General features: G+C 68.8%; 4 protein-coding genes. 3 read left to right on the top strand and 1 reads right to left on the bottom strand.

Translation table 11 applies throughout. The features are described from left to right. The first annotated feature begins 155 nt into the window (after positions 1 to 155). The 3 genes from FBZ83_RS09090 to FBZ83_RS09080 are packed head-to-tail and all read left to right on the top strand — an operon-like array spanning position 156 to position 15,803. On the top strand, positions 156 to 13,448 hold the full coding sequence (locus tag FBZ83_RS09090) for an MBG domain-containing protein (protein ID WP_186466021.1): 13,293 nt from the start codon (positions 156 to 158) through the stop codon (positions 13,446 to 13,448). After that, the gene (locus FBZ83_RS09085; protein WP_145682167.1) at positions 13,448 to 15,235 is read left to right on the top strand and encodes a ShlB/FhaC/HecB family hemolysin secretion/activation protein; all 1,788 of its coding nucleotides are present in this window, start codon (positions 13,448 to 13,450) and stop codon (positions 15,233 to 15,235) included. Before FBZ83_RS09090 ends, FBZ83_RS09085 begins: the two co-directional genes overlap by 1 nt. Before the next feature lie 31 nt (positions 15,236 to 15,266). Beyond that, positions 15,267 to 15,803, top strand: coding sequence for an invasion associated locus B family protein (locus FBZ83_RS09080; protein ID WP_186466020.1), 537 nt, complete (start codon positions 15,267 to 15,269; stop codon positions 15,801 to 15,803). An 88-nt stretch (positions 15,804 to 15,891) separates the two neighbouring features. On the opposite strand, the gene FBZ83_RS09075 is transcribed toward FBZ83_RS09080, so the two are convergent. Continuing rightward, a partial coding sequence (locus FBZ83_RS09075) for an integrase core domain-containing protein (RefSeq protein WP_247888231.1) occupies positions 15,892 to 16,279 on the bottom strand: 388 nt, incomplete at its 5' end.

Below are 16,279 nucleotides of genomic sequence, written 5' to 3'. Positions count from 1 at the left end.
ACCGATCCGATAAATTTCCCTCTCCATAAGGAGTAAGCCGTGGGCCGGTCGGTCGATGGGGAGCGGGATTGCGGCCGTGTCGTGGCCGCACCCGGCGCGCCCGGACCACGCCGCCGCCCATGCCGACAGGGACCGGTGCCAAGGGAATGCAACACGTGACGACGGAGCGTCGGCGCTCCACCGGACGGACCATCGGCCATGGCAGCCTGCTGTTCCTTCTGCTGAGCGGCACGGCGCTCACCCCCCTGCACTCCGCGGTCGCTGACGACGCGCTGCCGACCGGCGGGCGCTTCACCGCCGGGAGCGGGCGCATCGCCGAGCAGGCCGGCGGGCTGCGCATCGACCAGGGCTCGCGCACCGGCATCGTCGAATGGCAGGGCTTTTCCATCGGCGCCGGGAAGTCGGTCCACATCGACAACGGCGCCGGCGCCACCCTGAACCGCGTCACCGGCACTCTGCCCTCGCGCATCGACGGGTCGCTGACGGCGACCGGCTCCGCCTATCTCGTCAACCGCGCCGGGATCGTGGTCGGCAAGGAGGGGCGGGTCGCGACCGGCGGCAGCTTCATCGCGTCCACCCACGACGTGCCCGACGCCGCCTTCGCCGCCCAGGGCGACCTGACCTTCGCGGGGACGTCGAAGGCCGCCGTGGTCAACATGGGAACGATCGCCTCGCGGGGCGGCGACGTGGCGCTGATCGCCCGCTCCGTGCGCAACGAGGGGACCATCGCGGCGCCGAAGGGAACCGCCGCCCTGGCGGCCGGCTACGAGGTGCTGGCGAAGGAGAAGGCCGACGCCGACGGTCGGTTCGTCGTCAAGATCGGCGGGGCGGACACCGAGGCGGTCAACGCCGGCACACTGGCGGCGGCCAACGCCGAGATGCGGGCGAACGGCGGCAACCTCTACGCGCTGGCCGGCAACACCGGCGGCCTCGTCAAGGCGACGGGGGCCGCCACGCGGGACGGCCGCGTCTTCCTGACGGCGGGGGACGGCGGCGCGGTGACCGTCGACAGCCCGGTGGTGGCGCAGCGCCAGACCGCCGAGGCCAACCCGAAGCCGGACCGCCCGACGCCGGAGGTCCGGGAGCCGGGGCGGAGGGACGGGGCGGCCAAGCGTCCACCGCGGCCCTCACGGCGACCGGACGTGTCGGGCGGCGACATCCGGGTGTCCGGCGAGTCGGTGAGGATCGCCGGAACGCTCGACGCCTCGGGAGCGGCCGGCCGGGGTGGAACGCTGGTGGCGACCGGCGGGACGGTGGTGCTGTCCGGGACGGCGGCGCTGGACGTGTCCGGCGCGTCGGGCGGCACACTGCTGGTCGGCGGCGACTACCAGGGCGGACGGAACACGGCGACGCGCTACCTCGCCGAACCGGTGGCGACGGCGCGGACGGTGACGGTGGAGGCGGGGGCGCAGCTCCGCGCCGACGGCACGCGGGGGGACGGCGGCCGGGTCGTGCTGTGGTCCGACCGCGACACCGCCTTCGCCGGGGCGATCTCGGCACGGGGCGCCGCCAAGGGCGGCGACGCGGAGGTGTCGGGCAAGGCGCGTCTGGCCTTCACCGGCACGGCGGACCTGCGCGGGACGGCGGGCTTCGGCACGCTGCTGCTCGACCCCTACAACCTGACCATCTCCGACGCCGCCGACAGCGGAATGTCCGGTTTCAGCGCCAGCGGCGACGACAGCGTTCTGAATGTGAACACGCTGAAGTCGGCGTTGAACTTCGCCAACGTCGTGGTGACGACGGGGGACGGCGGAACCCAGGCCGGCGACATCACGGTGGCGGCACCGCTCACCTGGAACGCGTCGACGACGCTCACCCTGTCGGCCTACCGGGACATCACGGTGAACGCCGCCCTCACCGCGCAGGGCAGCGAGGGGATGATCGTGCTGATGGCCGGTCGCGACGTCGCGGTGAACGCGACCGTCACCGGCGAAAACAGGTCCGATGTTTCGCTGCTGGCCAAGCGCGACGTCACGGTGAGCGCCGCCATGCGCGGTGCGAAGGTGGTGCTGTGGTCGGATTACGGCGGCATCGGGACGGGAACGGTGCGGTTCGGCGCGGGAGCCACCGTCACGGCCTCCGGCGGAGCGTCCATCCTCTACAACCCCACCGCCTACACCGCGCCGACCGATTATTCCGGCATCGCCGGGGCGGGCACGGTGGTGACCGGCTACATGCTGGTGAACACGGCGGAAAATCTGCAGGCCATCGGCACCAATCTGGCCGGCACCTACGCGCTGGGCCGCGACATCGACGCGGACGCCACCGCCGGCTGGAACCACGGCGCCGGCTTCGCCCCGCTGGGCAGCGTCGCCACGCCCTTCACCGGCCTGCTCGACGGGCGGGACCATGCCGTCAGCGGGTTGATCATCAACCGGCCCGGCAGCGACGACGTCGGCCTGTTCGGCGTCGTCGGCACCGGCGGCGCGGTGCGGGACGTCCGCATGGTGGGCGGCAGCGTGCTTGGGGCGAACCGGGTCGGAGCCCTGGTCGGCAGCAACGCCGGGGCGGTGACCTGGGCGTCGGCCACCGGCACGGTGACCGGCCGGGGTGGTGAGGTCGGCGGGCTGGTCGGCAGCAACAGCGGGACCATTGGCCAGTCCTTCGCCACCGGCGCGGTGACGGCACAGGGCGGCGCGGTTGGCGGGCTGGTCGGCAGCAGCAGCGGGACGATCCTCCAGACCTATGCCAGCGGCGCCGTGACGGCGGGGGGCGATCAGGTTGGCGGGCTGGTCGGACGGGTGACGGCAGGGTCTGTGACCGAAGCCTACGCCCTGGGCAGCGTGACGGGAACGGTGCGGGTCGGTGGCCTGATCGGCGACAACAACGGCGGCGCGGTGACCGAGAGCTACGCCACCGGGGCCGTGACGGGGCAGGTCGAGGCCGGCGGCCTGATCGGCGCCAACGGCGGTACGGTTTTGGGCTCCTTTTGGGACAAGCAGACCACCGGACTCACGAACGGAGTCGGCAGTGGTGCGGCTGGCGGAATGAGGGGCCTGACCTCCGACCAGATCCGAAATTCCACCTCCGTAAAAGACGGACAGTATTTCATCGTTTCTGGTCACAAATGGTACCTGAACATTTTCGACAGAGGCCCGGACTTCCGGCCTATCGGTGTGTGGGAGGCGGCCAGGAAAGGGGTGGACGGTTACGCGGCCATCAGCAATCTGCATCAGCTCGTCCTGATAAACGCGGGCACCGACTTGGTCGAATACAACAGGGGCGACTATCGGCTGGCCATTGACATCGATGCGTCCGAGACCGCGGGGACGAACCCCGCAGGGATATGGGGCGCCCGCGGATTCCTCCCGATTGGGAGTGCAAACAATCAGTTTCGGGGGAATTTCGACGGCAATGGGCGTGTGATCAAGGGACTTTTCATCAATCGCCCAGACACCGCGAACGTTGGTCTTTTTGGGTACGTTTACGGAATAGCAAACAACAAGCCCATCATTAAAAATATCGGACTTATCGATGGTCAAATCATTGGAGAAAATTCAAATTCCGTGGGAGGGCTTGTAGGGGGCCTTAATGGGGGGATTGTTGAGAATTCCTACTTTACCGGAACTGTTTCTGGCGGATTTTTTGTTGGCGGGCTTGTCGGCGAATCACAGTCTCCTATGGACCAGATCAGGCGATCCTACGCGGTCGCGTCCGTCACTGCGACGGAGAACTCGGCCGGAGGGCTTGTTGGAGACAGTTACGCGCAGATCGACCAGTCCTATGCGTCCGGCCGCGTGACGGGAGCCAGCAACGTCGGCGGCTTCATCGGCAGGCATTACGAAGGCGACATCACCAATTCCTATTGGGATACGCAGACCAGCGGGCAACAGAACGGCATCGGCGACGCCACCGTAACCGGCCTGACCGGCTTGACCACCGCCGAGGCGCGCCAGGCATCCTCCTATGTCGGCTGGGATTTTACCAAGGACTGGTACCAGTCCGCGGACATGCGGCCCATCGGGCGGTGGGAGGCGGCGAAGCCGGGGAGCGATGGCGTCGCCACCGTCACCAACCTCCACCAGCTCCAACTGATCGACGCGAACCCGGCGGGGTCCTACCGGCTCGGGGCGGACATCGACGCGCAGGCGACGTCGGGCGTCGATGCGGCCGGCGTCTGGGGAGCGGGCGGCTTCACGCCCTTGGGGACGGGGGGCGCCGGCTTCACCGGTCGGTTCGACGGGCGCGGCCATCTGATCCGCGGGCTGACCATCAACCGTCCGACGAGCGACGACGTCGGGCTGTTCGGCCGGATCGGCTCGGGCGGGACGGTGGGCTACGTCGGGTTGGACGCGACCAGCACCGTGACCGGACGCGACCGGGTCGGCGCCATCGCCGGATTGAACGGCGGCATCATCCTCCAATCCTTCTCGCGGGCCGGCGTGAGCGGGCAGGGCCTCGGCACCGGCGGGCTGGTGGGCCTTAACACCGCCACCATCCGCCAGTCCTACGCCTCCGGCGCGGTGACCGGGCTAGGCGACGGCGTCGGCGGGTTGGTGGGCGACAACAACGTGGGCGGTTCCATCGCCCAGTCCTACGCCACCGGGGCGGTGACCGGGCATGGCGTCGGCGTCGGCGGGCTGGTGGGGAACAACGGCGCGAGCGGCTCCATCGCCCAGTCCTACGCTACGGGCGCGGTGTCCGGGCAGGGCGCCGCGCTCGGCGGGCTGGTCGGGCGCAACGACGGCATGACCAGGCTGTCCTACTGGAACACGCAGACCAGCGGCATGGCGGCTGGCGCCGGGGCCGGGTCGGTCACCGGCGTGACCGGTCTGGACAGCGCGGGGATGCGCGACGCGAGCAGCTTCACCGGCTTCGACCGCATGGTCTGGGCGCCGGCCGACGGAACGGACGCGCCCCTGCTGTATGGCGTGTCCGGCGTGGTCGGCGTGGTGCAGTCCGCCGTCTATGGCGACGATCCGCAGACGGTGCCCGTCTCCTTGCTGGGCGGCTGGGCCTGGAGCCGGGTCACCGGCTCGGCGTCGAGCAGCTTGGCGGCCGGCACGAATGTCGGAACCTATTTGAACTTCCTCGACACATCGGGGGTTTCCGCCACCTTCAGCGCGGGCGGAGCGGCCCGTGTGGTGAATGTGGGCGCCGTGGTGACGCCGGCGACGCTGACGGTGACGGCGGACAATGGCACGATGGTCTACGGCGATGCCGTGCCGTCGCTGGGCTACACAACGTCCGGCTGGAAGAACGGCCAGGGCGACGCTCTTCTGTCCGGCGTGACCGTGTCCACGAGCGCCACTGCGCTGTCGGACGTCGGGGACTACGCCAGCACGGTGACGGGTGGGGTTCTGTCCGGCGCGGCGGTGGGCAACTACACGATTGTCCACACGACCGGCACCGTCTCGATCACACCGGCGACGCTGACGGTGACGGCGGCCAACGGGACGATGGTCTACGGCGACGCCGTGCCGTCGCTGGGCTACGCGACGTCCGGCTGGAAGAACGGCCAGAGCGGCGCCTTGCTGTCCGGTGTCGGTGTGTCCACCAACGCCACCGCGCTGTCGGACGTGGGGAGCGCTTATACCACCACGGCAACAGGCGGCACGCTGTCGGGCGCGGCGGCGGGCAACTACACGTTCAGCCATGTCGGCGGCAGCTTCTCGGTGACGCCGGCGACGCTGACGGTGACGGCGGCTGACGGGACGATGGTCTACGGCGACGCCATGCCGTCGCTGGGCTACACGACGTCCGGCTGGAAGAACGGCCAGAGCGGCGCGCTGCTGTCCGGCGTCACCGTCTCCACCGACGCCACGTCCTTGTCGAATGTCGGAACCGCCTACATCACCACGGCAACAGGCGGGACGTTGTCTGGCGCAGCGGCCGGCAACTACACGCTCAGCCATGTCGGCGGCAGCTTCGCGGTGACCCCGGCGACGCTGACCGTGACGGCGGCCAACGGGACGATGGTCTACGGCGATGCCGTCCCGTTGCTGGGCTACGCGACGTCCGGCTGGAAGAACGGCCAGAGCGGCGCGCTGCTGTCCGGCGTCACCGTCTCCACCGACGCCACGTCCTTGTCGAATGTCGGAACCGCCTACATCACCACAGCAACAGGCGGGACGTTGTCTGGCGCGGCGGCGGGCAACTACACGCTCAGCCATGTCGGCGGTTCCTTCTCGGTGACGCCGGCGACGCTGACCGTGACGGCGGCCAACGGGACGATGGTCTATGGCGACGCCGTGCCGTCGCTGGGCTACACGACGTCCGGCTGGAAGAACGGCCAGAGCGGCGTGTTGCTGTCCGGTGTCGGTGTGTCCACCAACGCCACCACGCTGTCGGATGTGGGAACCGCCTACCTCACCACGGCAACAGGCGGCACGCTGTCGGGCGCGGCGGCGGGCAACTACACGCTCAGCCATGTCGGCGGTTCCTTCTCGGTGACCCCGGCGACGCTGACGGTAACGGCGGCCAACGGGACGATGGTCTATGGCGATGCCGTGCCGTCGCTGGGCTACACGACGTCCGGCTGGAAGAACGGCCAGAGCGGCGCGCTGCTGTCCAGCGTCGGCGTGTCCACCAACGCCACCACGCTGTCGGATGTGGGGAGCGCCTACCTCACCACGGCGACGGGTGGCATCCTGTCGGGCGCGGCGGCGGGCAACTACACGCTCAGCTATGTCGGCGGCAGCTTCTCGGTGACGCCGGCGACGCTGACGGTGACGGCGGCCAACGGGACAATGGTCTACGGCGATGCCGTGCCGTCGCTGGGCTACGCGACGTCAGGCTGGAAGAACGGCCAGAGCGGGGCGCTGCTGTCCGGCGTCACCGTCTCCACGGACGCCACGTCCTTGTCGAATGTCGGAGCCACCTACCTCACCACGGCGACGGGTGGCATCCTGTCGGGCGCGGCGGCGGGCAACTACACGCTCAGCTATGTCGGCGGCAGCTTCTCGGTGACGCCGGCGACGCTGACGGTGACGGCGGCCAACGGGACAATGGTCTACGGCGATGCCGTGCCGTCGCTGGGCTACGCGACGTCAGGCTGGAAGAACGGCCAGAGCGGGGCGCTGCTGTCCGGCGTCGGCGTGTCCACCAACGCCACCACGCTGTCGGATGTCGGAACCGCCTACATCACCACGGCGACGGGCGGCACCCTCTCGGGCGGGGCGGCCGGCAACTATACCATCAGCCATGTGGGCGGTTCCTTCTCGGTGACGCCGGCGACGCTGACGGTAACGGCGGCCAACGGCACGATGGTCTACGGCGATGCCGTACCGTCGCTGGGCTACGCGACGTCCGGCTGGAAGAACGGCCAGAGCGACGCTCTTCTGTCCGGTGTGGGCGTGTCCACCAACGCCACCACGCTGTCGGATGTGGGGAGCGCCTATGTCACGACGGCAACGGGCGGCACCCTCTCGGGCGCGGCGGTGGGCAACTACACCCTCAGCCATGTCGGCGGCAGCTTCTCGGTGACGCCGGCGACGCTGACGGTAACGGCGGCCAACGGGACGATGGTCTATGGCGATGCCGTGCCGTCGTTGGGCTACGCGACGTCCGGCTGGAAGAACGGCCAGAGCGGCGCTCTTCTGTCCGGTGTGGGCGTGTCCACCAACGCCACCACGCTGTCGGATGTGGGAACCGCCTACCTCACCACGGCAACAGGCGGCACGCTGTCGGGCGCGGCGGCGGGCAACTACACGTTCAGCTACGTCAACGGCGCGTTTTCGGTGACCCCGGCGACGCTGACGGTGACGGCGGCCAACGGGACGATGGTCTACGGCGATGCCGTGCCGTCGCTGGGCTACGCGACGTCCGGCTGGAAGAACGGCCAGAGCGGCGTGCTGCTGTCCGGTGTCTCCGTCTCCACGGACGCCACGTCCTTGTCGAATGTCGGAACCGCCTACCTCACCACGGCAACAGGCGGGACGTTGTCTGGCGCGGCGGCGGGCAACTACACGCTCAGCCATGTCGGCGGCAGCTTCTCGGTGACTCCGGCGACGCTGACGGTGACGGCGGCCAACGGGACGATGGTCTATGGCGACGCCGTGCCGTCGCTGGGCTACAGCGTGTCGGGGTGGAAGAACGGCCAGAGCGGCGCCCTGCTGTCCGATGTCAGCGTATCCACCAGCGCCACCACGCTGTCGGACGTAGGAACCGCCTACACCACCACAGCGACGGGCGGCACGCTGTCGGGCGCAGCGACGGGAAATTACACGCTCAGCTACGTCAACGGCACCTTCTCGGTGACTCCGGCGACGCTGACCGTGACGGCCGACAATGGGACGATGGTCTACGGCGATGCCGTGCCGTCGCTGGGCTACGCGACGTCCGGCTGGAAAAACGGCCAGAGCGGGGCGCTGCTGTCCAGCGTCGGCGTGTCCACCAACGCCACCACGCTGTCGGATGTGGGGAGCGCCTACGTCACGACGGCGACGGGCGGCACCCTCTCGGGCGGGGCGGCCGGCAACTATACCATCAGCCATGTGGGCGGTTCCTTCTCGGTGACCCCGGCGACGCTGACGGTAACGGCGGCCAACGGGACGATGGTCTACGGCGACGCCGTGCCGTCGCTGGGCTACACAACGTCCGGTTGGAGGAACGGACAGGGCGGCGCTCTCTTGTCCGGCGTCGGCGTTTCCACCAACGCCACAGCGCTGTCGAATGTCGGGAACTACACCAGCACGGCGACCGGTGGAGCGCTGTCCGGAGCAGCGGCCGGCAATTACACGCTCAACCACGTCAACGGCGCTTTCTCCGTGATTCCGGCGACGCTGACGGTGACGGCGGCCAATGGGACGATGGTCTACGGCGACGCCGTACCGTCGCTGGGCTACACGACGTCGGGCTGGAGGAACGGCCAGAGCGATGCCCTGCTCTCGGCGGTCGCGGTCTCCACCAACGCCACCACGCTGTCAAACGTTGGGATCTACACCAGCACGGCGACCGGCGGGACGCTGTTGGGCGCGGCAGCCGGCAACTATACGCTCAGCCATGCGACCGGCGGCGTCACGATCACCCCGGCGCCGCTGACGGTGACGGCTGCCGACGGCACGATGGTCTACGGCGATGCCGTGCCGTCGCTGGGTTACAGCGTGTCGGGGTGGAAGAACGGCCAGGGTGACGCCTCGCTCTCGGGCATCAGTGCCTCCGCAAGCGCCACATCCGTGTCGAGCGTTGGTGCTTATACCACCATGGCGACGGGCGGCACGCTGTCTGGGGGGGCAGCAGGGAATTACACGCTCAGCTACGTCAACGGTTCCTTCACGGTGACTCCGGCCACCCTGACGGTGACGGCTGCCAACGGCACGATGATCTATGGCGACACCGTACCCTCGCTGGGCTACACGATTTCGGGATGGAAGAACGGCCAGAGCGATGCGCTGCTCTCCGGCGTCACCGTCTCGAGCGACGCCACGTCACTGTCGGATGTGGGAACCGCCTACATCACCACAGCAACGGGCGGCACGCTGTCGGGCGCGGCAACCGGCAACTATACCATCAGCCATGTGGGCGGTTCCCTCTCGGTGACTCCGGCCGCGCTGACGGTGACGGCGGGCAACGGCATGATGGTCTACGGCGATGCCGTGCCGTCGCTGGGCTACACCAGCTCCGGTTGGAAGAACGGCCAGAGCGGGGCGCTGCTCTCGGCGGTCGTGGTCTCCACCAATGCCACCACGCTGTCCGACGTGGGGAACGCCTATGTCACGACAGCGACGGGCGGCACACTGTCCGGGTCGGCGGTGGGCAACTACACGCTCAGCTACGTCAACGGTGCTTTCTCGGTGACGCCGGCGACGCTGACTGTGACGGCAGCCAACGGGACGTTGGTCTATGGCGATGCCCTATCGTCGCTGGGCTACACGACGTCAGGCTGGAGGAACGGCCAGAGCGATGCGCTGCTGTCCGGCGTCACCGTCTCCACCGACGTCACGTCGCTGTCGAACGTTGGGGTCTACGCCAGCACGGCAGCGGGCGGCACGCTGTCGGGCGCGGCTACCGGGAACTATGTGCTCCGCCATGTGGACGGCAGCTTTTCGGTGACCCCGGCGACGCTAACGGTGACCGCCGCCAATGGCGCAATGGTCTACGGTGACACGGCGCCGTCGGTGGGCTACAGCGTGGCGGGCTGGAAGAACGGCCAGGGGGAGGCGCTGCTCTCCGGGGTCACCGTCTCCACCGACGCCACGTCGCTGTCGAACGTCGGGCTCTACACCTCCTCCACAACGGGAGGAATCTTGTCGGGCGCGGCGGCGGGCAATTACACACTCAGCCGTGCGACCGGCACCGTCACGATCACCCCGGCGACGCTGACGGTGACCGCCGCCAATGGCGCGATGGTCTACGGTGATGCCGCGCCGACGCTGGGCTACAGCGTGTCGGGCTGGCGGAACGGCCAGAGCGACGCCCTGCTCTCAGGGGTCACGGTCTCCACCAACGCATCATCCCTGTCGGACGTTGGAACCTCCTACCTCACCACGGCGACGGGCGGAGCGTTGTCCGGAGCGGCCGTCGGCAACTACACCCTCAGCTACGTCGGTGGCTCCCTCTCGGTGACGCCGGCGGTCCTGACGGTGACCGCTGCCAATGGCGCGATGGTCTACGGCGATGCCGTGCCGTCGCTGGGCTACACCAGTTCTGGTTGGAAGAACGGCCAGAGCGACGCGCTGCTCTCAGGCATCGGCGTTTCCACCAATGCCACCACGCTGTCGGATGTGGGGGCCGCCTACACCACCATGGCGATGGGCGGAACGCTGGCGGGCGCGGCGGCGGGAAACTACACTCTCGCCTACGTCGGGGGGGCCTTCTCGGTGACGCCGGCGGCGCTGACGGTGACGGCGGCCAGCGGCACGATGGTTTACGGCGATGCCGTGCCATCGCTGGGCTACGCCATCTCCGGCTGGAAGAACGGCCAAGGCGACGCTCTCTTGTCCGGCGTCGGCGTTTCCACCGACGCCACGTCGCTGTCGAATGTCGGGAACTACGCCAGCACGGCGACCGGTGGAACGCTGTCCGGAGCAGCGGCCGGCAATTACACGCTCAACCACGTCAACGGCGCCATATCGGTGACGCCGGCGACATTGACGGTGACGGCGGGCGGAGGCTCCATGATTTACGGCGACGCCGTACCGTCACTGAGCTACACGACGGCGGGATGGAGGAACGGTCAGGGCGGCGCTCTGCTCTCGGCCGTCACCGTCTCCACGGACGCCACGTCCTTGTCGAATGTAGGGGCCGCCTACACCACCACAGCGACGGGCGGTACGCTGTCCGGGCCGGCGGCGGGCAATTACACGCTCAGCTACGTCGACGGTGTCTTCTCGGTGACGCCGGCGACGCTGACCGTGACGGCGGCCAATGGGACGATGGTCTATGGCGACGCCGTGCCGTCGCTGGGCTACACGACGTCGGGCTGGAGGAACGGCCAGAGCGACGCCCTGCTGTCCGGCGTCGGCATCTCTACGGACGCCACGTCCTTGTCGAATGTCGGAACCTCGTACCTTACCATGGCGACGGGCGGAGTGCTGTCGGGCGGCGCGACGGGCAATTACACTCTCGCCTACGTCGGGGGGGCCTTCTCGGTGACGCCGGCGACGTTGACGGTGACGGCAGCCGACGCGACGATGATCTACGGCGAAAACGTCCCGGCACTGGGCTACACCACATCGGGGTGGAAGAACGGCCAGGGTGACGCCTCGCTCTCGGGCATCAGTGTCTCCACCGGCGCCACATCCCTGTCGAATGTCGGGACTTACGCCAGCAGCGCGACGGGCGGGACGTTGTTAGGCGCGGCAGCCGGCAATTACACGCTCAGCCATGTGGGCGGCACCGTCTTGATCAGCCCGGCGCCGTTGACCGTGACCGCCGGCAACGGCGCGATGGTCTACGGCGACGCCGTGCCGTCGCCGGGCTACGGCGTGTCGGGGTGGAAGAACGGCCAGGGCGACGCGTTGCTGTCCGGCGTCACCGTGTCCACCAACGCCACGGCTCTGTCCGACGTCGGCAGCGCCTACCTCACGTCGGCGACAGGCGGGACGCTGTCCGGGGCGGCGGCCGGCAACTACACGCTCAGCTATGTCAACGGCGCCTTCTCGGTGACGCCGGCGGTGCTGACGGTGACCGCGGCCAACGGCACGATGGCCTATGGAGATGCCGTGCCGTCACTGGGCTACAGCGTATCGGGCTGGAGGAACGGCCAGAACGGGGCCTTGCTGTCCGGCGTCGGCGTCTCTACCAACGCCACGTCGCTGTCGAATGCCGGAACCGCCTACATCACCACGGCGACGGGCGGGGTTCTGTCAGGCGCCGCGGCTGGAAACTACACGCTCACTCATCTGGGCGGTACCTTCGCGGTGACGCCGGCGACGCTGACGGTGACGGCGGCCGACGGCACAATGGTCTACGGCGATGCCGTGCCGGCGCTGGGCTACACCACATCGGGTTGGAAGAACGGCCAGGGTGACGCCCTGATCTCCGGCATCGGCGTCTCCACCGCCGTTACGTCGCTGTCGAATGCCGGAGCCTATGTCAGCACAGTTACGGGCGGCGTCCTGTCCGGAGCGGCGGTGGGCAACTACAGTCTCAGCCATATGACCGGCACCGTCACAGTGACCCCGGCGCCGCTGACCGTGACGGCAGGCAACGGCATGATGGTCTACGGCGACGCCGTGCCGTCGCTGGGCTACGGCGTGTCGGGCTGGAGAAACGGCCAAAGCGACGCCCTGCTGTCCGGTGTCATCGTCTCCACCAACGCCACCGCGCTGTCGAACGTCGGGGCCTATGCCAGTGCGGCGACGGGTGGAACGCTGTCGGGTGCGGCGGCCGGCAACTACACGATCCGCTACGTCAACGGTGCCTTCGCGGTGACCCCGGCGCCGCTGACCGTGACCGCAGCCAACGGCACGATGGTCCTTGGTGACAGCGTGCCGTCGCTGGGCTACAGCGTGTCGGGCTGGAAGAATGGTCAAGGCGACGCCCTGTTGTCCGGCGTCGGCGTCTCCACCAGCGCCACATCTCTGTCGAGCGTCGGACGATACGTCAGCACGGCGACGGGCGGGGTCCTCTCCGGCGATGCGGCAGGAAACTACACGCTTCGCTATGTCGATGGTAACCTGGTGATCGTCCAGCCCCCGCCGGTGGTGGTCGTTGACGACCCGTCCCGTCCGGCCGGCACCGCCAATCCGCCGTCCACCGATCGTCCAACCGCAAGCGATCCGCGCGCCACCCCGGGCGTGCCGGTGGAGTTGCCTCCGCCGTCCGGGATCGCCGCCTTCCTGCCTGCGCGTCTCATCGATCCGGTCGCGCCGTCTCCGGCTGTGCCCCCCGTTGCAGGCCGCTCGGGAAGCGAAGCCGGATCGCCGGGCCTCGCATCGGAACAGGATGGGGGCGGCGATGGAACCCAGGACGCTTGCGGCGCGGCCGGCGGCGAAGGCTGTGCATCCCTTCCCCACCCCGCCAACCGGGTTCTGGGAACCTTCCTGAGCGTGAAATCCCCGTGATGCCGTCAAACCCTTGCCGTTTCCCCATCCAAGCCTTCGCCCTGGGTGTCCTGGTCCTGGTCCTGGTCCTGGTCCTGTCGGGCGGCGGCGGGCTCGCGCAGTCCGTGCCGGTCGAACGGAACCCGCCGCCGGAGCAGGCGGCGCCGTCCGCCACAATCTCGGTCGATCCTGGCAGCCGCGTGGCGGCGGACCCAACGCCGCTCGGCGTCTCGCTGCGCGCCTTCCGCCTGATCGGCCGCGATGCGGCCGCCCCGCTTCCAGAGGGGGACGAGGTCGTCATCGGCCGGATCGGCCTGGGAGGTGTGGAGCCCGATCCGGCCTTGCGGAGCGAGTTGCGCGCGGCACTCGCCGGCTTCATCGGCCGGCCGCTGTCCATGGCGCTGATCGCCGATGCGCAAGCGGCCGTCGCGGGGGTCTATCGGGACGTCGGCTACCCGTTCGTCTCGGTCAGCGTTCCCCCGCAGGAAATTTCCGCCGGCATCCTCAGCCTGCAGGTGATCGAGTTCGCATTGGGCCGGGTCTCCACCCAGGGGGAAGAGGATGAGCCCGGCGCTTCCGTCGCGGAGCGGATTCGTGGCGCCGAGGGTGAGCGGATTGAGGCGGCGCGGATCGACGAGGATTTGCGTTGGCTCAACCGCTATCCCTACCGCCGGGTGCAGGGCGTCTTTTCACCCGGCGACGGTTTCGGCCGGTCCGATCTGACGCTGGAAGTGACCCGCCAGAAGCCTTGGCAGGTCTTCGCCGGCTATTCCAACACCGGCACGCGCGAGACCGACCGCAACCGCCTGTTCGTCGGCGGCGGGTTCGGCCTTGCCGGGCTCGACCACGCCTACGGCTCCTGGCAGACGACCGGATCGCGCGACCTGTTCTCCGATGCCGGGCGTCTGTTTCCGGGTGACGGCGACCGGGCCCGCTATCTCAGTCATTCGGCCCGCTTCGTTCTGCCGACCGGCGATCGCCAGGCGATCGAGGTCAGCCCGAACTTTGTGGCGACGCGTCAGAAGACGGATCCCTTCACCTCCGACAACACCTTCTTCGAGCTGCCGGTCTACTACCGTTCCGCGCTTTCCGACCTTCTCCCTGGCGTCCACTTCGGCGACGTCCAAGCGGGAATCGAGATCAAGAGGCTGGAGCGGCGGGTCGCGTTCCAGGATGTGTGGCTGGGCCGGGCGCGCGTGGACCTCTTCCAGATCGGTCTCGGCTGGGACCGGAGCTGGAGCGACCGCCTGGGGACGACGGCGATCGGCCTGACCGGCAAGGCCAATCCCGGCGGCGTCCTGGCCGGCAACGACGACCAGGGCTGGAGCGCTTTCTCGAACGGCCGGGTGCGGCGTCTGGACTACGCGTACATGACCGGCGTGGCGAGCCGCAGCACGGACCTCGGCAACGGCTTCGGCCTCGTCAACGAGCTGACGGTCCAACTCGCCGGGCGGGCGCTGCCCGATACGGAGCAGATCGCGCTCGGCGGTCTCTACGCGGTGCGCGGATACGACCTCGGGGACGGCGTGGCCGATCGCGGCCTCATCCTGCGCAACGAACTGCGTTTGCCCGGTTTCGCGCTGATCCGGGACGATGCCGTACACCCCTTCGCCTTCCTGGACGGCGCCATCGGAACCGACTTCGGAGGGCGCCGCACGCTTTCCCTCGCGGGTACCGGCCTCGGCCTCGACTACCGCTTCGCCGGTCATCTGACGATGGGGCTGACCGCGGGCGTCGCCCTGCTTGACGAGGACAAGCGGCGTGCCGGCGATCTCGACCTGAGGGTCCGGATCTCCACCATCTACTGACCCTATGCAAACCCTCTTGAGAAGACCACCGATGATCGCAACCATGACCCGCCCGAGTGTTGCCCTTCTGTCGCTAGTGCTTTGCGTTGCCGCCGGTGCCGCATCGGCGCAGCAGCCGACACCGAACCGGACGACGGCCAACTATGACGATTGGATCGTGCGCTGCGAAATGGGGCGCGACGGTGCCAAGGACACGAAGGTCTGTGAGAGCGTGCAGACGGTTGCCGGGCCGGATGGGCGCATCATCGCGCAGACAGTGATCGGCCGGCCGGCCGGAGCCGCCAGCGACAAGATCCTCGTCGAGTTGCCAGCCGGCGTGTGGCTGTCTGACGGGGCGACCATTCGCGTCGGTGACAAGCCGGTTGTCTCGCTCGCCTTCCGTCGGTGCCTGCAATCCTGCTACGCCGACGCGGATCTCTCGAAACAGAGTCTGGATGCCCTGGCGACGGCAACCCAGCCAATCATCCTGGGTTTTTCCGACGGTCCCGGCAAGGCGATGACCCTGCCGCTGTCCGCCAAGGGCCTGCGCAACGCCTACACGGCCAGCGTAGGAAAGCAGGGAGGCTGAAGCGATATGGTGAACGACCCTTGGGACTTCCGGGATCTCCCAGAGTGATGCAGGACGCGGGCTGACCTGCTCCCCAAGTTTCCTCCACTCAGAGTGCGAGTCCCCTCATGTGATGCCCTGAATGGGCGTTGATGGCAACCGGGGCCGGGGCATGCCACGGCCCGGGTTGCGGCGACGTCCGCGTGGCGACTTCGATCGGTGTGGCGCCGCCGAGGCCGGTGTGCGGTCGGAGGTGGTTATAGTCGCTCCGCCACGCCTCCAGGACGGCACGGGCATGGGTGAGCGAGGTGAACAGAGTCTCGTTGAGGCATTCGTCGCGCAGTCGCCCATTGAACGACTCCGCGAAGGCGTTCTGGAACGGCTTGCCGGGCGCGATGTAATGCCACTCCACCCGGCGTTCCTGCGCCCAGGCGAGAATGGCCATGCTGGTGAACTCGGTGCCGTTGTCCGACACGCACACGACCGGCCAGCCGCGG

Source organism: Azospirillum brasilense (assembly GCF_007827815.1).
Taxonomy (GTDB): domain Bacteria; phylum Pseudomonadota; class Alphaproteobacteria; order Azospirillales; family Azospirillaceae; genus Azospirillum; species Azospirillum brasilense_C.
Note: the sequence above shows the minus strand (reverse complement) of the source record. Positions and strands in the feature narration are given on the sequence as shown.

Coding starts and splice junctions, on each gene's coding strand:
- FBZ83_RS09085 (WP_145682167.1), top strand. CDS start 13,448: ATGCCGTCAAACCCTTGCCGTTTCCCCATCCAAGCCTTCGCCCTGGGT.
- FBZ83_RS09080 (WP_186466020.1), top strand. CDS start 15,267: ATGATCGCAACCATGACCCGCCCGAGTGTTGCCCTTCTGTCGCTAGTG.